20 protein-coding genes are annotated in these 22,058 nt (G+C 37.9%); 7 read left to right on the forward strand and 13 right to left on the reverse strand.

Annotated features, from left to right (window positions below; genetic code table 11):
• Positions 1 to 161: 161 nt before the first annotated feature.
• The 7 genes from ALPR1_RS12320 to ALPR1_RS12350 form a co-directional block, all read right to left on the reverse strand.
• A complete protein-coding gene (locus tag ALPR1_RS12320) occupies positions 162 to 1,370 on the reverse strand; it encodes a tetratricopeptide repeat protein (protein ID WP_008201107.1) in 1,209 nt (402 codons plus the stop codon).
• 30 nt (positions 1,371 to 1,400) lie between these two features.
• A complete protein-coding gene (gyrA, locus tag ALPR1_RS12325; RefSeq protein WP_008201108.1) occupies positions 1,401 to 3,959 on the reverse strand; it encodes a DNA gyrase subunit A in 2,559 nt (852 codons plus the stop codon).
• 95 nt (positions 3,960 to 4,054) lie between these two features.
• The gene (locus ALPR1_RS12330; protein WP_008201109.1) at positions 4,055 to 5,077 is read right to left on the reverse strand and encodes a hypothetical protein; all 1,023 of its coding nucleotides are present in this window, start codon (positions 5,075 to 5,077) and stop codon (positions 4,055 to 4,057) included.
• Between the two features lie 89 nt (positions 5,078 to 5,166).
• Positions 5,167 to 5,676, reverse strand: a complete 510-nt coding sequence (locus ALPR1_RS12335; RefSeq protein ID WP_040302800.1) for a hypothetical protein — start codon at positions 5,674 to 5,676, stop codon at positions 5,167 to 5,169.
• Positions 5,677 to 5,789: 113 nt separating this feature from the next.
• A complete protein-coding gene (gene rpe, locus ALPR1_RS12340; RefSeq protein WP_008201111.1) occupies positions 5,790 to 6,449 on the reverse strand; it encodes a ribulose-phosphate 3-epimerase in 660 nt (219 codons plus the stop codon).
• A gap of 28 nt (positions 6,450 to 6,477) precedes the next feature.
• Positions 6,478 to 8,133, reverse strand: coding sequence for a S8 family serine peptidase (locus ALPR1_RS12345; RefSeq protein WP_008201113.1), 1,656 nt, complete (start codon positions 8,131 to 8,133; stop codon positions 6,478 to 6,480).
• The gene (locus ALPR1_RS12350; RefSeq protein ID WP_040302802.1) at positions 8,120 to 8,788 is read right to left on the reverse strand and encodes a hypothetical protein; all 669 of its coding nucleotides are present in this window, start codon (positions 8,786 to 8,788) and stop codon (positions 8,120 to 8,122) included. Before ALPR1_RS12350 ends, ALPR1_RS12345 begins: the two co-directional genes overlap by 14 nt.
• 130 nt (positions 8,789 to 8,918) lie before the next feature.
• On the opposite strand from ALPR1_RS12350, the gene trpF reads away from it, so the two are divergent.
• Positions 8,919 to 9,539: a phosphoribosylanthranilate isomerase gene (gene trpF / locus ALPR1_RS12355; protein WP_008201115.1), complete on the forward strand. Its 621-nt coding sequence runs from the start codon at positions 8,919 to 8,921 to the stop codon at positions 9,537 to 9,539.
• 40 nt (positions 9,540 to 9,579) lie between these two features.
• Here the strand turns inward: trpF and ALPR1_RS12360 are convergent, their stop codons facing one another.
• From ALPR1_RS12360 to ALPR1_RS12375, 4 genes are all read right to left on the reverse strand, one after another.
• Entirely contained in the window at positions 9,580 to 10,527 is a 948-nt protein-coding gene (locus ALPR1_RS12360) for an aldo/keto reductase (RefSeq protein WP_008201117.1), read from the reverse strand.
• Between the two features lie 208 nt (positions 10,528 to 10,735).
• Positions 10,736 to 12,115, reverse strand: a complete 1,380-nt coding sequence (locus ALPR1_RS12365) for a putative oxidoreductase C-terminal domain-containing protein (protein WP_237701535.1) — start codon at positions 12,113 to 12,115, stop codon at positions 10,736 to 10,738.
• The gene (locus tag ALPR1_RS12370) at positions 12,102 to 13,472 is read right to left on the reverse strand and encodes a Gfo/Idh/MocA family protein (RefSeq protein WP_008201121.1); all 1,371 of its coding nucleotides are present in this window, start codon (positions 13,470 to 13,472) and stop codon (positions 12,102 to 12,104) included. Before ALPR1_RS12370 ends, ALPR1_RS12365 begins: the two co-directional genes overlap by 14 nt.
• Before the next feature lie 26 nt (positions 13,473 to 13,498).
• Positions 13,499 to 14,467, reverse strand: coding sequence for a DUF6807 domain-containing protein (locus tag ALPR1_RS12375; RefSeq protein ID WP_008201122.1), 969 nt, complete (start codon positions 14,465 to 14,467; stop codon positions 13,499 to 13,501).
• A 52-nt stretch (positions 14,468 to 14,519) separates the two neighbouring features.
• Between ALPR1_RS12375 and ALPR1_RS12380 the strand changes: the two genes are divergently transcribed.
• Positions 14,520 to 15,464: a ThuA domain-containing protein gene (locus ALPR1_RS12380; RefSeq protein WP_040303602.1), complete on the forward strand. Its 945-nt coding sequence runs from the start codon at positions 14,520 to 14,522 to the stop codon at positions 15,462 to 15,464.
• A 65-nt stretch (positions 15,465 to 15,529) separates the two neighbouring features.
• On the opposite strand, the gene ALPR1_RS12385 is transcribed toward ALPR1_RS12380, so the two are convergent.
• Both ALPR1_RS12385 and ALPR1_RS12390 read right to left on the reverse strand, forming a co-directional pair.
• Entirely contained in the window at positions 15,530 to 15,865 is a 336-nt protein-coding gene (locus ALPR1_RS12385) for a zinc ribbon domain-containing protein YjdM (RefSeq protein WP_008201124.1), read from the reverse strand.
• Between the two features lie 84 nt (positions 15,866 to 15,949).
• A complete protein-coding gene (locus tag ALPR1_RS12390; RefSeq protein ID WP_008201125.1) occupies positions 15,950 to 17,200 on the reverse strand; it encodes an NAD(P)/FAD-dependent oxidoreductase in 1,251 nt (416 codons plus the stop codon).
• 164 nt (positions 17,201 to 17,364) lie between these two features.
• On the opposite strand from ALPR1_RS12390, the gene ALPR1_RS12395 reads away from it, so the two are divergent.
• From ALPR1_RS12395 to ALPR1_RS12415, 5 genes are all read left to right on the forward strand, one after another.
• The gene (locus ALPR1_RS12395) at positions 17,365 to 18,579 is read left to right on the forward strand and encodes a serine hydrolase domain-containing protein (protein ID WP_008201126.1); all 1,215 of its coding nucleotides are present in this window, start codon (positions 17,365 to 17,367) and stop codon (positions 18,577 to 18,579) included.
• 99 nt (positions 18,580 to 18,678) lie between these two features.
• The gene (locus ALPR1_RS12400) at positions 18,679 to 18,966 is read left to right on the forward strand and encodes a 2TM domain-containing protein (protein WP_008201128.1); all 288 of its coding nucleotides are present in this window, start codon (positions 18,679 to 18,681) and stop codon (positions 18,964 to 18,966) included.
• A gap of 98 nt (positions 18,967 to 19,064) precedes the next feature.
• On the forward strand, positions 19,065 to 19,976 hold the full coding sequence (locus ALPR1_RS12405; protein ID WP_008201131.1) for a DnaJ C-terminal domain-containing protein: 912 nt from the start codon (positions 19,065 to 19,067) through the stop codon (positions 19,974 to 19,976).
• Complete coding sequence (locus ALPR1_RS12410) at positions 19,969 to 20,259, forward strand: chaperone modulator CbpM (protein WP_008201132.1); 291 nt, start codon at positions 19,969 to 19,971, stop codon at positions 20,257 to 20,259. Before ALPR1_RS12405 ends, ALPR1_RS12410 begins: the two co-directional genes overlap by 8 nt.
• A 785-nt stretch (positions 20,260 to 21,044) precedes the next feature.
• Entirely contained in the window at positions 21,045 to 22,055 is a 1,011-nt protein-coding gene (locus ALPR1_RS12415) for a DUF3500 domain-containing protein (protein ID WP_008201134.1), read from the forward strand.
• Positions 22,056 to 22,058: the final 3 nt, after the last annotated feature.

Genomic DNA, 22,058 nt, shown 5'->3' on the forward strand with positions numbered 1-22,058 from the left:
TATATTAAGGAAAGTAAAATCTAGAAACAGCTATTCCTATTAAATTCAAGTAACTGGTTTAAAAGGCTATCTTCTGCTTAATTCCTGTGTAGGAATAGTGCAATACAAAAAAAAGCCAACCCGAAGGTTGGCTTTCCTTATATTTTAAAGAGAAATTAAAATTACCCTTCTATCCAATTTGGACCTTTTAGCTCAATCAGTTTTTTGTTATACTCTTCTGCTTTAGCTTCGTTTTTAAGTCTTGTATGCACCTGGAATAATACCTCCATTACGTCAGTGTTATCAGGTTGGATTTCCAATGCTTTTGTAAAGTAAGGTATAGCCTGCTCATAATAATCATCAGCTGCTTTACCCATAGATTCAGATTTTTCTTCCCACTCATCATCTGGAAGAGCATTTAGCTCAGCTAAAATCTCTCTAGCTCTATCTAGCATTAAAGCTCCAGTATAGAAGTTACCATCATAAAACTCAGGATCTGCTTCAACTGATTTCTTATAATCTTCTAATGCACCTTCCATATCTCCTGACTTCTCTTTCAAGTAACCAGAACGAAGAAGAATAGAAGCATTATTTGGGTCATTTTTTAATGCATTTTGGATAGAAGCCATTGCTTCATCCATCTTATTCAATTGAAGTAATAACTGAATTTCATACTCTGCTAGGATTTTATCCCCTGGGTAATCTTCTCTTGCAGCCATTACCATGTCATAAGCTCCTTCAGGATTTTCATCCTGACCACTTAAGATCTGTACCAAGAAGTAATAAGTATTCAACTTATTGTAATCGTCAACCTCCAAAAGCATATTAAAGTGCTTTTTAGCTTCTTCATACATTCCAAGATCATTTGCAAGGAAACCAGCATTGTAGTGAATAGTAGTATCCTGAGGCGCGATATCACCTGCTAAATCAAAGAAATGATATGCCATTTCAAGATCATCTTCATTGTATCTTTCAATCGCCTTATCAAATGAAGTATTCTTTAAGGTATTGATAGAGTAGGGTCTTAAGTTATCAGGAACTCCCACAACATCTTCTTCCCAGATATCTTCACCGATTCCGTCTTCTTTGTTTGATCCAGCCATCTCAAATGACTTCATAAACGTTTCATATGCAGATTTACCGATCTCAAAATTTTGAGCGGTATTGGTGGAATCAGAACCAAACATTTTGGTTTCGATTTGTGCTTTGATAAAATAAGTTTCTGGATCCTCACTAGTTTCTGGATCTTGTGTCGCTGCGTTGATTTCAGACAACGCTACTTCCAAATCCCCCTTTTTATAGTTCTTGGAAGCCGATTTGACTACTTTTTTTTGTCCAAAGGCCAAGGTTGTTGCACCGATTAAGGCCATTGATAGAATTAACTTCTTCATTATTCGATAGCGTTTTTACTTTTTGTTTGGTTAATCATTTGGTTCATCTCCAGGTGTCTCTGGAGCTTCGTTTGCAGTATCTGAAGCATCAGGTGAATCAGAAGCCTCAGAAGATTCAATATCTTCTATTTCTTCCACTTCTTCAATGGTGATTTTTTCAACGGATGATATTTGATCAGAATCACCTACTTTAATCAGACGAACTCCTTGAGTGGCTCTACCCATGATTCTAAGGGTATCCATAGAAATCCGAATGATGATACCCGATTTGTTAATAATCATCAAATCATCAGCATCAGTTACTTCTTTGATCGCCACCAATGCTCCAGTTTTATCTGTCACATTCATAGCTTTCACTCCTTTACCTCCTCTATTGGTAATTCTGTATTCATTCAAATAGGAACGTTTTCCGTATCCATTTTCTGAAACCACCAATAAGGTTGCTGTATCTTCAGAGGCACAAACCATGCCAATTACAAAGTCATCCTGACCTGTCAAAGTAATTGCTTTCACCCCTGTAGCTGTCCTACCCATCGGTCTAACGGCAGTTTCTGGGAAGTGAATTGCTCTACCTGACTTGGCTGCAATAACGATGTGCTGATCACCATTGGTCATTTTTACGTTTACCAATTGATCATCTTCACGAATATTTAACGCAATGATACCATTTGTTCTTGGTCTACTGTATTGCTCCAAAGTGGTCTTTTTGATAACCCCTTTTTTAGTCACCATGACCAAGAAATGATTATTGATATAATCAGCATCATTGAGATCATTCACTTGGATAATAGAACGTATTCTATCATCAGACTGAATATTGATCAGGTTTTGTATAGGTCTTCCTTTAGATGTTTTATTTCCCTCTGGGATTGCATAGGCCTTAAGCCAGAATAATTTACCCTGATCAGTAAAGATCAACAGGTAATTATGAGTGGAGGCAGTAAATAGATACTCTGTAAAGTCATCTTCTTTGGTAGAAACACCACGTGAACCTACCCCTCCTCTACCTTGAGTTCTGTACTCTGTAAGCGCAGTTCGCTTCACATATCCCTGATGAGAAACGGTAATAATCACTTCCTCATTAGGAATCATATCCTCATAGCTGAAATCTTCTGCATTATGCTCGATTTCAGTTCGTCGGTCATCAGCATAACGGTCTTTCATCTCAGTCAGTTCCGTCTTAATGATTTCCATACGCTTATCCTCGTTTTCAAGAATCTCTTTCAATTCTTCAATCAAGGCCATGATTTCTTTATACTCCTGGATGATTTTCTCTCGCTCCATTCCTGTCAATCGCTGTAATCTCATATCGAGAATCGCTCTTGCCTGAATTTCACTCAAATCAAATCTTTCTATCAAACCATTTCTGGCAGTTTCTGGGTCAGCAGAATTTCTAATCAAGGAAATTACTTCATCCAAATGATCCAAGGCAATCAAATAACCTTGTAAAATATGGGCTCTTTTCTCTGCTTCCTTAAGTTCGTATTGTGTCCTTCTTATAACTACTTCATGTCTGTGATCAACGTAGTGAACAATCAAGTCTTTCAGGTTAAGCGTATAAGGCCTTCCTTTGACAAGTGCTACGTTATTGACAGAAAATGAAGTTTGAAGCTGTGTATGCTTGTATAAGTTATTTAAGATTACTGAAGGAATTGCATCTCTCTTGAGTTCATAAACGATCCTCATTCCAGATCGATCTGACTCGTCACGAATGGCAGAAATCCCATCAATTTTCTTCTCATTGATCAACTGGGCAGTTTTCTCTACCATGCTGGCCTTATTGACCAAATACGGAATCTCGGTGATGACAATCATCTCCTTATTACCACCGTCTTTGGTTTCAATATTGGCCTTACCTCTCATGACTATTCTGCCACGTCCGGTTTCGAAGGCTGCTTTAACACCATTATAACCATAGATTATACCTCCAGTTGGGAAATCAGGTGCAATCACATACTCCATCAACTCAGGAATAGTAATCTCTCTATTTTCTATGTAGGCAATAATCCCAGAAATAACTTCACCAAGATTGTGGGGAGCCATATTTGTAGCCATACCTACTGCAATCCCAGAAGCACCATTCAATAAAAGTGCAGGAACTTTGGCAGGTAATACTACAGGCTCTTTAAGGGAGTCATCAAAGTTGAATTGATAATCAACAGTGTCCTTGTTGATATCTACCAGCATTTCCTCAGCAATACGCTTCAGTCTTGCCTCCGTATAACGCATCGCAGCGGGGTTATCCCCATCGATGGAACCAAAGTTACCTTGACCATCAACCAATTGGTAACGCAAAGACCAAGGTTGAGCCATACGAACCATGGTGTCGTATACAGCTGAATCACCGTGTGGGTGGTACTTACCTAGTACTTCACCGACGATTCTTGCAGATTTTTTATGTGGTTTATTATGTAATACGCCTAGTTCCTGCATCCCAAACAGGATTCTTCTATGAACTGGCTTCATCCCGTCACGGACGTCTGGAAGGGCCCTGGAAACAATAACCGACATCGAATAATCGATGTAGGCTCCACGCATTTCCTCTTCAATATTAATGGGTATGATATTCTCGTTTTCTCCTTCGGCCATATTTGCTTTTCTGGGGTCGATTATTAGCCTGCTAAGATAGTAAAAACCCGATGGTTTTTAAAAGAGAATATAAAGACCTTTAATTCTTTAGATCTTTAATACCATTGACCTACTTTTCTGTTCTGATAATTAAAGATTCCGCTACCTCTATATTCGATCCCATTATGCAGGTGCTTCATCACTACACCACAACCAGCAATCTTACATCTTTTAGTCCCTGGGAAACGAATAGCAAACCCAACTTGCATCCCATACAGCGTTTGTTTAAGGTCTTGAACCTCAGAAAAATCCGATGCTGCATAAGTAAACTCCCTAAATTCAGCACCTCCTTTGATGAACATTTTAGTGTATTCAGAAAAATCACGTTCAATACGTAGTGCGATCCCCATATAAGGCTTATCAGCCACAGCTAATTTAGGCTCGTACATTGAGGTGTTGCCTACAACACTTTCGTCAACAAAATTTTTCATTTTCAACTGACCAAACTCCCCTTCTAGTATAAACCTCCAAGGATATTGCTGTCTTGACCTCTGAGTTAATTCTGATTGCATGTAATAATTAGATGATGCATACCTTCTATACTTCCATCTTAAAAAAGATTGTCTCCTTTTAGCATCGAATAATACCAAGCCCACAGTCCCATAAAATTTACTTACCTGATAGGATCCTCCCTCAAAAGGGAATTCAAAGTTTCCACCTCTCATCGTTGACATCTTTCCCCACTCCTGTCCGTATCCTCCTCCTATTGTCAAAAGGTTAAATAAGTTTATCCGAAGACCTGCATCCAGCTGCGGAAATGCCCATTCATTACTTTTCATTTCCAAAGGGTTCTCCTCAGAAATATCTAAGGGCTCATCAAAGTTTTGATACTGCTGAAAATTGGGATACAAATCCAGATTGGGCGAATAAAATTCTTGGGAGAATTGATGGTAGGCTCCACCTCCAGAAATCTCCAAACTAAACATCTCCAATACATTTCTGTAGATATTCCCTACTGCACTTTCACTTTTTGGATTCTTAGCTTTGGTAGAGATCCCAAAAATGTCTTCATCCTGAGCTGAGGCTAAAACCGTGATACATACAAATAGAAACGAAAGAATTGTTTTTTTAATCACCATAGATTGCTAACGAATATAACTTTGTCTTCGTGTCAAAATAAAAAAAAAGCCTCCACAAAGGAGGCTTTTTCTGTAAGTTTATTTAAAATTTATTTGCTATCAGTTTCTTCTTCTCCATCATTATCTCCTTCACTTTTAGCTTTAATTTCAGTAACTAAAGAGTCAATTTTTTCTTTAATAGCTGGATCAGCTTTCTGAGCTCCATTCACTTTGTTATAAGTAGAAACTCCCAAAATTGAATCATTCATGATTAATTCAGTTTTGTATTCTTTCAAGACATCCTGAAGTGAATTCTGGAAATCCTGAACAGCTTGGTAAGCTTCTTTCTCTTCATCTGTTATTTCAGCTTCAGCCATCTTCGCATCATCTCCCCACGCAGCTTTAATTTCATTATAGCGAGCGCCACCTTGGAAAATCTCATTCTCCAAAATCATTGCCTTAAATTCTTCTGTCTTCTCAGCAGCAAATTGCTCCGTCATCGCTTCCATGTTGGCAAATTTGGCAAGCTCTTCATTTGTCACTTCTTCCGCTGCTTCCTGCGCAAATCCTGTCAAGCCCAAACAAGCGAAAAACGCTCCAAACAACAATAATTTTTTCATAATCTTCTTTGCTTTTAGTTTTCGTAAGATGTTAAATAAATAAACCAAAACCCATAAAATCAAGTGTTTTTGGGTTTTTTAGAGTATTTTAGGATAGACGGTATACAATAGTCCTATCTCGTCTTTATAGATTTCAATTCTTTTATAGTTTCTATAGGTTGAGGCGAATTGAACACAAAACTCCCTGCTACCAAAACATCCGCACCAGCCTCAATTAATTTAGGAGCATTTTGAATATTTACTCCCCCATCTATTTCGATTTTTGTGGAAGCTCCTTTTGATAAAATCAGGTCCTTAAGTCTCGCTATTTTATCGTAGGTGTTTTCAATAAATTTCTGTCCACCAAAACCAGGATTTACTGACATCATACAAACCAAGTCAATGTCCTGTATTACGTCTTTCAAGAGGTCAATTGAAGTATGAGGATTAATAGCCACTCCAGCTTTTGCTCCCAATGCTTTGATGGCTTGCAAAGACCTATGGAGATGTGGACATGCCTCATAATGAACCGAAATAATATCCGCTCCTGCATCCCGGAATGCTTCCAAGTAACGGTCGGGTTCCACAATCATCAAATGAACATCCAAGGGTTTTTCCGCATGTTTTTTTATGGCCTGGGTTACAGGAATTCCAAAGGAAATATTAGGCACAAAAACTCCATCCATTATATCTACATGAATATAGTCAGCAGATGAGGAATTGAGCATTTCTACTTCAGTTTGAAGATTGGCAAAATCTGCTGCTAAAATTGAAGGGGCAATCAAAAGGGACATAGGGGTAATAAATTACTTAGGTTTTGACTTATTGTCTAAAGAGTTTCGTTCGTTTAATGTTTCTAGAATCGCGCATCTGTACGACATAGAAGCCCGGTTTTATTCCCTGCAATGAGGTTCTGAATGGATCTTTCGGGCTATTTCTTAATAATACTGCAGACTGCAGCGTCTTTCCGTTCATGTCTATCAAAGTGAATTCTGCGCTAAGGCCTTGACCAAAATAAATGGTTAAGTCATCCTCTGCCAATGGGTTTGGATATAGTTTCCAAGCAAAATTTTCTTCCCCTGTAACAGCTAAGATCTCACCATAATAGGCATCTCTGAAATTTGGGATACCAAAACCCAATAAATTATCTTTTTCCTCAGACTGAGTAGCACTTCTAAATAAGTTTTCAACCAGCTGAGCTCGTGTCCATTCTGGTTTTCCTTGCCATAAACCGGCAGCCAATGCAGTAATTTGAGGTGCTGAAAAAGAAGTTCCGTTGGAATAGCCTAGATTTCCATTCGAACGAATTAATGCAACTCCATTTCCATAGGTCGTGAGATCAGGCTTTAACCTACCATCTCCTGTAGGTCCTCGGGAAGAGAAATTGGAAACTTCCAAGTTTTTATCTACTGCTCCTACAGCTATTACCATTTCCGAATCTGCCGGGCTAATCAATGTCGATTCTTTTGGCCCGTAATTGCCGACACTATTGATGATCAAGATTCCTCGCTGGGCTGCAATATTAGCTCCCTGAGCAATGACTGTTGTTTTACCATCCAAATCCTCTAAAGAATAATTCATCGTAGGATCATCAAAATCCCAATAGCCTACCGAGCTATTAATAATATCCACACCAAGACTGTCGGCTACTTCGGCAGCTCTCACCCAATTGTATTCTTCGATTTTATATTCTGTAGCATCTTCCTCAGTGATCGCCAAATAATAATCAGCATCTGGTGCGCCGGATTTCAATATTCCTTCTTCGTTTGCGGCGATTAAGGAAAGGACATTAGTTCCATGTTGATTGGCAGTAAAAATGTTATCAGACCATGGCCTCACAAAATTATTTGCTTTGATAATCTGATTGTTTGCAAATAAATGTGATAAAGCTGATGCTTCATCGGTCCCAGGGAAACCAGCATCAAAAACTGCTACCGTAATTCCTTTTCCTGTAAAACCGGCTTCGTGCATGTCCGGAATCCCTAACAAGCTATTTTGAAAATCATAAGGATTTTCATTGGTGCCTAGTTTCCTATGATTAAGAGGCAGGCAAATTTTCAAAGAAGCTGAAGCAAACAAGCGTCTTCCAATCCTGGCATTTGGGCTAGGCAAATAATCTAACGCCACCATTTCCACTCTTTCAACAAAAGGCAATGCCTCAATTTCATTAGCGCCAACTTCATCTGTAACTAATACCAAAGCATTCAACCATTTACTTGGATACAGTAAATAATGAGCTTTCTCTCCTAATTCATCGATGTATTTTTGTGCCACCGGTAAATCCAAAGAATCTATTGGTACTCCTTCCCTAGACCTTCTAATTAAAGCCTTGGATGACAAGAAATTGCCGGGCTCACTAAGACTGAAAGTGTCTTGTGGCTTATACTTGAAAAATACAGCATAGCGATCTTGTGCAAAGGATAAACTACATACCCCTAACCAAAAAGCTGCAACTAATAAAAATTTATAAAATCCCATGTTCGGTTAATATCAAATGAACTTTGCTCCCAGAATCGATCAACTGATCACCTAAGCAATCGTTTCTAGAACAATAAGTTAGTACTTCCTTAAATTCTTCTACTAGTCCCACCCCTTTTTGGAAAACTTCATATCGATTATCTCGATAAGTCACCAAGTCATCTTCCATAGATTGAAGGACTCGTAGAGATCCTGCTGCATTATCCAGTTCTATTATTTCAAAATCATCTTCATCACTCTCTCTGTAACTATTTCCATCCCAAAGGGTTCCTGATTTTGGTGGAAAAACTAAAACAACTACAGGTTGATTGTTAATTGTTCTAATCAAGGTGTTGTTTCTAACTTTCAGGGTATAATCTTTTTCGATCGACCAGTTCTCCTGATCATAAGATTTACTCCTTTCTACAATATAAACTAATTCATTTCCCTCATCTAAATAGGTGGAACGTATTAGATCCTTGTAAAAATAACTATCCTCTTCCGAATCGTTCTCACCCAAATATTGAGTTTCATCCACCGAATAAATCCAAAACTCTCCGATACTCAAAGGCTGATATTCCAACCCCAACTCAAATGGTGTTTCATCCAACTCCCTTTCACATGCCCAAAAGCAGGAAATGATTAATATAAAGAATAAGGGTAAAAGTCTATTCATAAATCTTCTTGAGGACTTAAAAATACATTTAATTTCCTTTTAAACCTTTTCAAACAGACTTCATATTATTTCAATTTCCTTTTCCTAGGCCAATCATCCTGATTACCTTTGAGCTACTAAATTTGAAAAAATGGCCTTAAAAACTTTTGTAAAAATTAGTGGCATCACCAACCTTAGTGATGCTAGGTATTGTGCAGGGATGTACGTCAATTTAATAGGTTTTGCTTTAGAAGAAAATTCTGAAAAATTCATAAATCCTGACCAATTCAAAGAAATCACAGGATGGGTTTCAGGTTTAGAATTTGTAGGTGAATTTGAAAATGCCTCTTTAGAAAATGCACTTGAAATTTTAAAAGATTACCCTGAAATCACTTGGGTAGAACATACGAGAATCGATGATTTGGTAGCCCTGAGGGATGCTGGATACCAGGTAATTTATAAAAAAGACCTTGCTGAGGTCAGGCACATGGAAATTGATGTTGCCACAAAACTTAAAGAAGAGGGAATTGTTTTTCACATCACTTCTAATGATGATCCATTAACTGAAAGTGATATTGAAGTAATCAGCAAATTATCTCAAACCTGTGAAGTCATTTTAGGAGCAGGTTTGACTGCTGAGAACGTAGAGGAATACACCGACACCCTTCATCTGAAAGGAATCGTTTTAGAAGGAGGAGAAGAGATAAAACCAGGACTCAAAGACTTTGATGAGTTAGCCGATATTCTGGAAGTATTAGAGATAGAAGATTAAAAAAAAAAGCTAGTCTCATGAATCTGAGACTAGCTATTTTTTATTCAAATAAGTCTGAAAGTTTATAAGGGCTTTGAGGACCAGTGAAGAATTTACCATTGATAAAACGGAAATCTACTCCAATATCATCTAGCTCCATCAAATCATTTTGATCTAATTTTATTTTTGAGGCAGCTAGGTTTTCTTTGATTCTGCCTTGATTCACTGATTTCGGGATGACTGCTATGTCTCGGGCAGTAGACCAAGCTATTAAAATTTGCCCCATACTAGCTCCATGTTTTTTAGCTATTAATTCTATTACCGGGTCTTTTAACAATACAGGATCATTCTTGTGGCTTTCATTTCTTGAATCCGGAGAACCAAGAGGAGAATAAGCAGTCATTAATATTCCTTTCTCCCTACAAAACCGTACTAATTCCTTTTGAGCCAAATACGGATGCATTTCCACCTGATTCATTTCGGGAATTTGTCCTCCTAAGCTGATTATCTCCCGTAATTTTTCCTGATTGAAATTTGAAACTCCAATGTGCTTGGCAAGACCTTCCTTTTTCACCGCTTGCATGGCTTCCCAAGTCTGGGATAAGGGAACATCTAAATAGGTGTAAAAATCATCCCTAGTTTCTGGAAAGCCTACCCCTCTCTTAAAAGAAATCGGCCAATGGATTAAATACAAATCGACATAATCGAGCCCCAAGTCAGCAAGAGAAGTTTTCAACGCAGGCTTCACATCCTCGTATTTATGAGAATTGTTCCAAAGTTTCGAAGTCACAAATAGCTCTTCTCTTTTTACCAATCCAGCTTTAATAGCTTCAGCAATACCTTCGCCGACTTCATTTTCATTTTGATAAATGGCAGCACAGTCAATATGTCTATAGCCAGATTCTATCGCCCAATAAACCGCTTGTTTCACCTCGCCTGGTTTGCTCTTCCAGGTTCCTAATCCAATAATTGGGAGTTTATCCCCATTTGCAAAAGTTAAATTTTTCATATGTTTTGAAGTTTTCTACTTCTGGTTCTAGATTAAAATTAAAGAATAAACACCTAATACTTCTTTATACGATAAGAAAACAGAAGTTATCGTCTATCAACTTCCCTGTTCTTTCCTACAAAGCTTAAGTGTTTAGAAACCCTAATATTAGCAATAAGGCTCTTTTACAACATAAAAAAAGCCTCACTGTTTCGTAAGGCTTTAAAAATTATTGAGCTGCTGCAAATGCTTGAGTGGTCGTATAATATTTGACAATCATATTAGGAACCTCCCAGTCTGGCAATTCTCCAGCTTTAAAGTATTTGAGATAATTCTCTGTGACTTGCGCAAAATGTGCTTCATGACCAACAGAATAAGAGGAAGGAACTTCAATTTTATACTCCCCTGTTTCAAGTTTAGTTAATCCAATCCCAGGATATTTTCCTTGGAGGTCTGTCAGCACAGCCTTTTCTAAAGCTTCCGCTTGATCCTCTAATAATTTTACATAAAGCACAGGCTTGTAACTCTCGTTGGCCCCTTGTCTAATAATCAAATTAGCTTTGCTGCCACGCATGATGCTATAATGTGTATCTGCAGTCCCTTCTGGAGCTTGATAAGCCCATTTTACAGAGACTTTAGCATGAACCCCTTTTAGAGTATAGTTCATTTCTCCATTGGCCATTACATCCAAAGTCTCTCCATTTTCAAATGGTGGCTTTTTCCGCGTCACCAACTCATACTGCTCATAGTTTAAAGAAGTAGGAAGTAATTCTGCCTCTAGCATCTCAACGTCAGCAGTGTCCAAAGCCTTTTCAGGAAATACTTCCCATTGAACCAGATCCACCAAATGTGTAGTAACATCTACCAAACCTGAACCTTCTATTTCTGTGTCAAAAAACCACTCAGGTCTAATCAAAGGAGCTCCTGAGACATATTTAAAAAAATGATGCACCGACTCTTTTGTGATCGCTGGATTTTCTAAAGTACCCTTTTCAATAGTCCCAAAAACCTCTGGAATCATTGAAAGTTCTCTTTGCAAAATGGTAGAAATCTCAAATCGCTCCGTCATGATATCATAAAAGAGCAGGTCCTTTTGTTCAGCGATAGCAAAAGCTTTTTTTAACTTCTGGAATCCTTCAGGATTGATCACCAAAGGTTTATCAGCGTATACATTTATGTCATTTTCTAAAGCAGCTAGTATGTAATCAATCTTTCGATCATTTTTTCCTGCCACAACCATGACATTTCCGGCTTTTTGACGAATCATTTCCTGAAGAAAATCATCTCCAGTATAGATTTCAATATTCCATGCGGTAGGATCCTCAGCACGCTCATTATAACCAGCGATTCTTTTTAAATAATCCCTTAACTCTTCTCCTTCCGGTGCATAAACATGTATCGTGGAATCCACCTCTGGATACATACTTTTATGAATCAACCCAGCATGAAAATGCCCTGGGTCCAAACTTACAATCTGGATTGCAGCCTTTGATTGATCTTCAGTCATCTGTCCCTCTTTTGGCGAATTACAGAATTGAAAAAGGAAGGCAGCTATAATTGAAGCTGCCATTCTCGTTACTATGTTCTTCCTCATTTTATACTTTGACATAATTGGTTCCATAAGGGGCTCGTTGCTCACGACTCAAGTAGGTGTTCGCCTCCTCGTCATTAATAAAGCGCTCCGTAACTGGATCCCATTCTAATTTTCTACCCAACTGCATGGCAATATGACTCACCAAACATACAGAACATGATCGATGGCCAATTTCTACTGGTGAAAGTAATTCATTCTCTCCTTGGATAGCACCCAACCAATTTCCATGATGCTCATCACTTTTCTGCAAATGAATTTCATTTGGCCCAATAACAGACTTTAGTAAAGCTGGATCGGAGGCATCTAATGCTTTTGCACTATTATCTAGATCAACCGGGTCACTTGCTGAGGCTACATAATTACCTCTGGACACCCATATCCATCCATCAGAACCTTCGTATCGAATCCCGTTAGGATATCCTCCACTGGTCAACATGGTAATTCCATTATCATATTCTGCTTTGACCATAAAATCACCATGAACATTCCATAAGCCAGATTTTGGAAAATCAGCCACTGCTTGAATATACCTAGGGCCTGTCAATTCCGTATCCATTCCCCATGCTGCAGAATCAAAATGATGTTGCCCCCAGCCAGTGATCATTCCGGCTCCAAATTGATTCAATCTCAACCAACCTGGGCGACCGTATCCTTCTTGCGGATGTACACCAATTTCAGTGTAAGGCATTTCTGGGGTAGATCCCAGCCACATATCGTAATTCAAATTTTTTGGAATTGGCATTTCTGGAGCATCTGGGCCAGAAGGATCGCCTGGCAACCCTATTTTCACCGTATGTATTTTTCCAATTCTTCCATTTCTTACCAGCTCAGCTGCAATTCTAAATTGCTCACTGGACCTTTGTTGGGTCCCCAATTGGAGTTTAACCCCGGTTTTCTTCACTACATCCGCCAGCTGTCTACCTTCTTTAATGGTAAGAGAAGTTGGTTTTTGTAAATACACGTGTTTTCCCGCCAATGCAGCTTGCATAGCCGGTTGAGCATGCCAATGATCTGGAGTACTGATAACCACCGCATCGATCTCACTATTCAGAAGCATTTCTCTAAAATCTCCGTACTGTTTGATTTCTCCTTTTGCCGTATCCGGGTTATTTGCATAATGGTCTTCCAGCAATTTTTTTCCATCCATCATCCGATTACTATCCAAATCAGAAACGGCAATATATCGTGCTTGAGCATGCCTCCAAGTGCCAGGCATATCATGATCTCTGGCTATTCTACCACAACCAATTTGTCCGATTTGAATTTGATTACTGGGCGCATTTTTCCCAAAAACAGAGGCAGGAACAATGGTGGGGATACCAAAAGCGGCAGTTGCCAATCCTGCATTTTTAATAAATTTTCTTCTTTTCATGGGTCAATTGTTTCTTAAGGTTAGGGTTATTTCACGAATGCTCTCCAATAGTTCTCTGCCTCATCAGCCGAGAGGTCACCATCAAATACAATCATCCGATATTTCAGAGTGTGCCTTTTGTTGGGTAAAATTTCCCAAGACTCGTGTCTGATGGGCGTAAACTCTACAAAGAGATTTCCTTTTCTGTTATAATTTTCTTCAGGCCAAACTCTCAGAGGTTCTGGGAATGCCTTATTCGTATTGTGACACAGGATCAAAATTCCACTCTTGCCTTCCGGGGCTGAAGATTCGCCTTGAATCAAAACCCATTTTGCATCTGTTCCATCAGCGGTTTTTCTATCTTTTCCTTCCGATGTCAAAACGGTACTATTATCAGATCCCCATACTTCAGTGGCTCGAAATCCTAAGCCACCACCATATCGATAGGCATCAAGCAAAACCCCATCTTTTAAGGGAGTCGTGAAATTTGAAGTGTAATCTACCAAATATCTATTTTTATCTACTGGCATGACTTTAATAGTCAGATCTTCTGAGATGGCTAATCTTTCGGATTCAGGTGCTTTCAGATCCAAGTGTTTTTGCCTAACAGTGATTTCTGCCACTCCTCCGGCTTCCTTCTTTGCTATCACCTGGTCAAAATCAACTCTGCCTTTTTTATCTGCTAAATTCCAAAAATCAACCTCTCTACCACCTATGCTTGCTCGGGTCCAGGGTCCCCAAATTCCATAATGATGGTAATGATCCTTTGGCTGAATACGAGTCAAGACCTCTCCTGAAGGAGAAGCTAGAGGATGAATAAAACCAGATTTTGCATAATCTGACTGAACCCCCTCTGGAACTGGCTCTATAGCAGTTTGATAGGTTAATACGCGCTGGTCTCCTAACATAAAGTCAATTCCTTTTTCAGTTTCTTCTAAAGTAACTTTTTGAGAAAAACCAATGGATGGAAGACTTAAGAGTACAAAAGCTAGTAGAAATATTCTTTTGATAATCATGGAAAATTCTGGTTATTGGGCTTCAATTTTAAAGATATTCAAATCTAAACTAATGAATAAAAACCATCTCACGAATAAAGCTTTTATCTACGCAATCGTTTTCATTTCTTTCATAGGCGGTGCTTGTTCTCAAAGCATGCCTGAAGTGGAGTTGAATGATGAATGGAAAAATAAAATCTATGAGCTTGCTCCAGAAGAAGCTACTTACCCATTCAAAGAAAAAAAGAAAGTACTTGTATTCTCACTTCATACCGGATTCTGGCATTGGGTAAATCCACATACTGAAGCCATGTTTAAAATTCTAGGTGAGAAAAGCGAGGCCTTTGAAGTTAGTTCAAGTACTGATATAGCGATGATGGAAAAGGATAAATTGAAAGAATTTGATTTGGTGATTTTTAACAATACAAATTCAAAACCTACTTATAGAAATCTGTTTGTGGACAAGCTCAGTGAGGATGAATCAATGGATAGCGTTTCTGTTTGGAAGAAAGCAGAAGAATTGGAAAAGAATGTCCTCAATTATGTAAAAAAGGGAGGCGGTTTCTTCGTAATCCACGGTGGAAACACCACATTTAATAACTCCATGGCATTTTCAGAATTAATCGGCGGGAGTTTTGATTATCACCCAAAACAACAGCCAATTCATGTGCGGTTAGTAGACCATAAACATCCTTTGGTACAAGCTTTTCCTGCTGATGGATTTGTCCATACGGACGAACCTTACTTTTATAAAAATGCCTATGATGCATTAGATTTTAAGCCTCTCTTGTATTTCAATAATTCAGAAATTGAGGCACAAAGAAAAGGACAGGAACTAACAGAGGGAGTCACTTATGTAGCCTGGATTAGAAAGGAAGGAAAAGGCAAAGTCTTGTATTGTGCTGCTTCTCACAATGCCCAAAGCTTTGAAAACCCAGATCTACTTCAATTTTACTTAGACGGAATGCAGTATTTAGTTGGTGATGTAAAAGTGGATGAAACCCCTATTGGGAAATAAGAATTAAGAAGTAAGAAATACGAAGTACGAAATAAATTTATTTGTACTTCGTATTTCCATTGCCATTAAGCTTTCTTTACAAATTCACTTTTAAGTGCCATAGAGCCAAATCCATCAACTTTACAGTCGATATTATGATCTCCTTCGACAAGTCGGATGCTTTTCACTTTTGTTCCTGCTTTGATTGGTTTGGGAGCGCCTTTGACGGGTAGATCTTTAACAATTGTGACAGAATCCCCATCAGCTAAAATATTTCCATTGGCATCTTTTACCACAAAGCCTTCCTCCTCTTCTTCAATTTCAGGAACCCACTCGAATCCACATTCAGGGCAAACAAGTTTTTCACCCATTTCATAAGCATAAGGTGATTTACAAGAAGGGCAAGGGGCTAAATTTTCCATGCCGCAAAAATAACGCTTTTCTTCGGACCTGATTTAATCAGATTTAATTTAAAATAAATCCATTTTCTGAAAAATCTTCTCGAATTAATGGGTTGGCGTATAACTTAGCATTACCGACTCTGCCACCAACCGACCAGAAGTCATTGCGGCATTTATGGATCCATTCAAAAGGTAATCACCTCCCAGAAAAACATGATCAGTTAATTTACATTCCGTGATCGGAATGCTGGCTTTCATATCATCAACTGTAGGAATTGCATGCTTGATATAATAGGATTTGACGAATTTAAAGTAATCCGCTTTCACTCCAGAATATTGCTCTAATTCCTCCTGAACTGCTTTAATCAAGGATTTTTCATCCAAATCACTCTCCAAAACAGTAATAGAAAGTAAGGCTCTACCATTCGTTGAGTAGGATTCAGACACATCATCCATAAACACCAAGTTATTGATGAGATGGCCTTCATTTGGTACTAACCCTAACATCGGCCTGGCCATAAATGAATTTTGTAAAGAAAAGTAAAGGGTAATCACAGATTTAGTTTTTGGAAATTGTCCCTGCAACTGTTCCATGACCTGATCGGGCTGAGTACAAATTAAAATCCTATCCGCTTCCAGAACTTCGCCATTTTTAAGTTTGATGGTATTTCTTTCCACTTTATCTACAGGACTATTAAAGAAAATCTGTGTTCTACCCAGCTGCTTCCTTAGCATTGCAGGTATTTCACCCATTCCCTTTTCTGGAATGGCAGCATGCCCCTGGCTAAACATTTTAAACACAAACTCAAACATTCTTGATGAGGTGTTTAATTGCTTTTCTAAAAAAATTCCCCGGAAAAAGGGCTTAAAAAAGTTTGAAATGATTTGATCAGAAAAACCATACTTTTTCAAGTACTGCCATGTGGGGATGGATGGCTCTTGAAATATTTCTTCTATTGACTTCTTTTTTAATTGCTGGGTAAGGCTAAACATCTTGACTTTATCTAAAAAGGAACCTACTCTAGAAAAAGCCATTCCTAAGACCTTCAATGGATTCCTAAGTGGATCTGAAATAATGTAAGAATCCTTCTTATCAAAAACCACAGCTCCCGGCTCAAATGTTTTTAAGTTCAACGCAGGAAGATCTAAGTATTTTTTTACTTCTGGATAAGCTGTCAACAATACCTGAAAACCTCTATCCAAAAGAAATCCATCTTCATGGTCAGTTTTTACCCGACCACCGATCTCTGAACTCGCTTCCAAAATTATTGGGGAAAACCCGCCTTTTTCTAACTCCAATGCTGCGACAAGGCCAGAAAGACCTGCCCCAATGATATATATTTTCTGGTTTTCCATAGAACTGCTCTAATCTGAATTTATTCAGTTTTAAAAATTTAAAATTACTTTCCTACCAAACACTTTCGGCCTAAAAGTGTTTACCTTATTTTTCATAAGCTGTTATGATAGACGGTCGATTCAACAAAAGAAAAATTAGTAAACTCGCATGAAACAGTCAATTTATGAAAAAATTATACTTCCTGCTGCTATTTCTATTTGCTCTTAATTTTACAATCAACGCTCAAACTTACTTTCCAAATAAGGGAGAATGGGAAATTAAAAATCCTGCTGACTTGGGCTTAAATTCAGAAAAGATCAAAAACGCAATTGATTTTGCAATCAACCATGAAAGTCAAGATAACCCCAATTTAAAAATTGCCCATTATGAAGGGGGATTTGGAAGAGAACCATTTGGTTACCCAATTGGCCCGATGAAAAAACGGGGCCCTGCAACTGGCTTAATCATCTATAAGGGCTATGTGGTAGGTCAATGGGGAAATCCAGATCGAGTTGATTTAACTTTTTCTGTAGCCAAAAGCTTCCTTTCTACCACGGCTGGTCTGGCTTTAGAAGCAGGATTAATTCAATCAGAAAATGATTTGGTTTACAAGAATATGGCTCCAATTTACCCATATGAGCCATCCAAACTCATGATAAATAAAGCTGATCATTTTGAGGAAGAAGACACTTTTGAATTATTTGACACAGAACATAACAAAACCATCACTTGGGATCATCTTTTAAGGCAAACTTCAGATTGGGAAGGTTCACTTTGGGGAAAGCCAGATTGGGCAGATCGTCCTAGAGAAGGGGCTAAAGAGAAAAGAGCCAGACCTCAAAATGCTCCCGGTTCAAAATATGAGTACAATGATACTCGCGTAAATGTACTGGCCTTGGCCCTAATGAATGTCTGGAGAAAACCGCTTCCCGTGGTACTAAAGTCAGAAATCATGGATCCTATCGGAGCCAGTGACACTTGGAGATGGACTGGATATGAAAATTCCTTCGTCATCATTGATGGGCAAATCATGCAATCTGTAAGCGGAGGTTCCCATTGGGGAGGTGGCATGATGCTTTCGGCTTGGGATCAAGCAAGATTTGGTTATTTGACCCTAAATGATGGAAACTGGAATGGAGAACAGTTAATTCCAACCTCTTGGATTGAGAAGTCTAAAACCCCTACTCCTGCGAACCCTGGTTATGGATTCATGAATTATTTTCTCAATCTAGACCGAGAGTTTATTCCTGCAGCACCAGCATCCGCTTTTGCTCATATAGGTGCCGGGACAAACATGATATATGTAGATCAAGAAAATGATTTGGTCATTGTGGCAAGATGGATTCCAAATGCAGACAAAAATGAATTGGTGAGATTGATTTTGGAAGCAATCGAGTAAATGTATTGTTTGACTTTTGTGGAAGGTTTTAGCTGGAAACCTCAAGATTTCGTATGATTAATAGACTCGAAATAGATTTTTAACCCAAATGAATAAACCATGAACTCAGAAGAACAGCAACATTATCAACTTGCCTACAGGTTGGTGGAGAGAAAGGAATTAGACAAAAAATTCAAAATGAAGCTTTTGCTTTTTGCTGCAGTTAATTCAGGGCTAGTCTATTTGAATTTCAAGCAAAACAAAAAAGTGCCTTGGTCTCTATGGACTTTGGCTGGCTGGGGCTTAGGATTAGTAACTTCTTATCAATTGGATAAAAAAAGCTTCGACCGAGCCATGCGAAAAAAAGAAAAAACTGCTGAAAAGATCGTTCGCCAATCAGGAAAATAATTCAAACAGAAAAGATAAAACCCAAATTAAAGACAGCCGTCATGTAAAATTTTGAATCTAATTGCCGAAATTAAAAAGGCTTTAATGTATTCGATCCTATGGCATTTATTGATTATTACAAAACTCTTGGCATTTCGAAAACGGCAACCGAAAAGGAGATTAAGGATGCCTACAGAAAATTAGCTAGAAAATATCATCCTGATTTAAATCCTGATAATAAGGAAGCTGAAGCAAAGTTTAAAGAAATCAATGAGGCAAATGAGGTTTTAAGCAATCCTGAAAATCGAAAGAAATACGATAAATACGGGGAAAACTGGAAGCATGGTGAAGAGTATGAAAAGGCTCAACAGCATAGGCAAAAGAGCCAATATTCCGGTCGAGGAGATTTCTCAGGTCAACAGGGTTTTACTGGACAGGATTATTCAGATTTTTTTGAATCCATGTTTGGGGCTGGTGCAGGAAGAACATCAGGTAGAAGTCACAGTCCTAAATTCAAAGGACAAGATTACCATGCAGAATTACACCTTGATTTAAAGGATGTTTACACTACTCAAAAACAGGTTTTAACAGTCAATGATAAAAAAATCAGACTGACGATTCCCGCCGGAGTGGAAAACGAGCAACTGATCAAAATAAAAGGAAATGGTGGTGAAGGCTACAATGGAGGACCAAATGGGGATTTGTATATCAAATTCATAATTTCCAATCATTCTGATTTCAAACGTGAAGGGAACAATTTATACAAAGAAGTTGACCTTGATTTGTATACAGCAATTTTAGGAGGTGAAATACTGGTGGACACATTTGATGGAAAAGTAAAATTGAAAGTGAAGCCAGAAACGAAAAATCACACCAAAGTCAAGCTGAAGGGAAAAGGCTTTCCGGTCTACAAAAAAGAAGGAAAATTTGGCGATTTGATTCTAACATATCACATCAAAACCCCGACAAATTTATCTGCAAAAGAGAAAGAGTTATTCCAGGAACTGAAAAAATTAAGACATCATGATTGAGGCACATTTCATATCGGCAAAAACCATTTGCACGCAATACGGAATTGAAATTTCATTTGTGCATGAATTGGTGGAATTTGGATTGATAACACTGGAATTTCAGAAAGAAGAAGCGTTTATTCATCAGGATCAAATCGGTGATTTAGAAAAAATCCTTAGACTTCAGCAAGATTTAAATCTCAACCTGGAAGCAATAGATGTGATTTTCAATCTTTTAAGAAAAGAAAAAGCACTTAAAGAGGAATTGGCAATTCTTAGAAATAGACTGAAACTTTATGAATAAGCCATATTTGTATTCTTTAATAATCAAATGAAATCCAACCTTCTCCTATTTCTATCTCTTAGTTTCTTTTAGAGTACCTGAGCTCAGGCTCAGAATTCAACTTCGGATTATCTAAGTGAAACCAAATCAAACCTCAAAAAGGAATGGCCTAATAACCGAACCGTGAATTTGGTTTTTCATGGACACAGTGTTCCAGCGGGATATTTTAAAACCCCGGATATAACAACCCTGGACTCCTACCCTTTTCTGGTTTTGAAAGCACTCAAGTAAAAATACCCTTTTTGCAGTGATCAATGCGATCAACACCTTTATCGGAGGAGAAAATTCTTAATCTGGTTCAAAACGTAATAAGAAAGAAGTGCTAATTCATCAACCCGATGTTTTATTTATTGATTATGCACTTAATGATCGAAGAATTGGACTAGACGCTTCCAAAAAGGCTTGGGAAAAGCTATTCATTGTTTCAGAAAATCCAGGAAACTTGTCAATGTGTCCATGAATACATGTCTCAGGGAAACCATCCGAATAAACAAGGTCATGAGTTGATAGCTTCAGAGATTCTGAAATTATTCTTATCAAACTCTAACCCTTAATCGGAGTTCAACTCAATTTTCAAGGTACATTTCAAGGTCTAATTTTTTGATTCCAGCAGAATAAAAAACTGTTTTGCTATACTTCATTAATGAAACTTCACTTTAATTTTTTATAAATAAAAACCGCATACTGTTTATTAATTATTCTATTTTGTATCATAAAAATTAATTTTTAACTAAATAAATGTCAAAATGAGAAATATTGTTTTGTCGGGACTTATAGTTTTTTCCATCATTTTTTTGGGCTTTATTTTATTTAAAGATAACCCTGCTACAAAATTCCTGAATTCATTAAATCAAAGTCAAAAAGATAAAGCGATGTTTTCTTTTAGTGACTCGACCAAAACCCGATGGCATTATGTTCCGGGATCTATGTTTCAAAGGGCTGGAATCTCATTAGCTGAATTGGATGGAGAACAGAAAAGATTAATTGAAGAGCTACTCCAGTCTTCACTTTCGGAAACAGGGTATCTAAAAACCAAAAAAATCATCGATTTGGAAAATGTCCTTCGGGAAATTTCAGGTGATTCGGTGATGAGAAATCCAGAAAATTATTATGTGGCATTTTATGGAAATCCAGATTTAGATAGTCTTTGGTCCTGGTCATTTGAGGGGCATCATATTTCATTGAATTTTAGTATTCTAAACGATGCCCAATCCATTGCTCCAAGATTCTTCGGAGCAAATCCGGCCATAATACCCTCTGGCCCTAGAAAAGGAGAAAAGACTTTGGAAAAAGAAGAGGAACTTGGTTTTCAATTAATTAACTCGATGAATCCGGATCAGAGAAAAATGGCCATTTTCCAAGAAAATTCAATCAATGAGATCGTGACCAGAAACTCCATTGAAGTGAATCCATTATCCCCTGTAGGTATCAAGTTCAATGATTTAAACTCCAGTCAAAAAGAACTCTTTTTAAGCCTAATTGATGAATATTTAATCTCAATGCCCGAAGAACTAGCCAAAAAGCGAATGAAAAATATTGAGGCAGAGGAATTAGGAGAAATCCGATTTGGATGGGCTGGAGCTACTAGTTCAGGAAAAGGCCATTATTACCGAATTCAGGGAAAGTCTTTTTTAATTGAATTTGATAATACCCAAACCAATGCAAATCATATTCATACTGTTTGGAGAGATTTTGATGGGGATTTTGGGAAGGATTTAATCAAGGAGCATTATGCAAATTCAGACCATCATAAATAATTT

Source organism: Algoriphagus machipongonensis (assembly GCF_000166275.1).
Taxonomy (GTDB): Bacteria; Bacteroidota; Bacteroidia; order Cytophagales; family Cyclobacteriaceae; genus Algoriphagus; species Algoriphagus machipongonensis.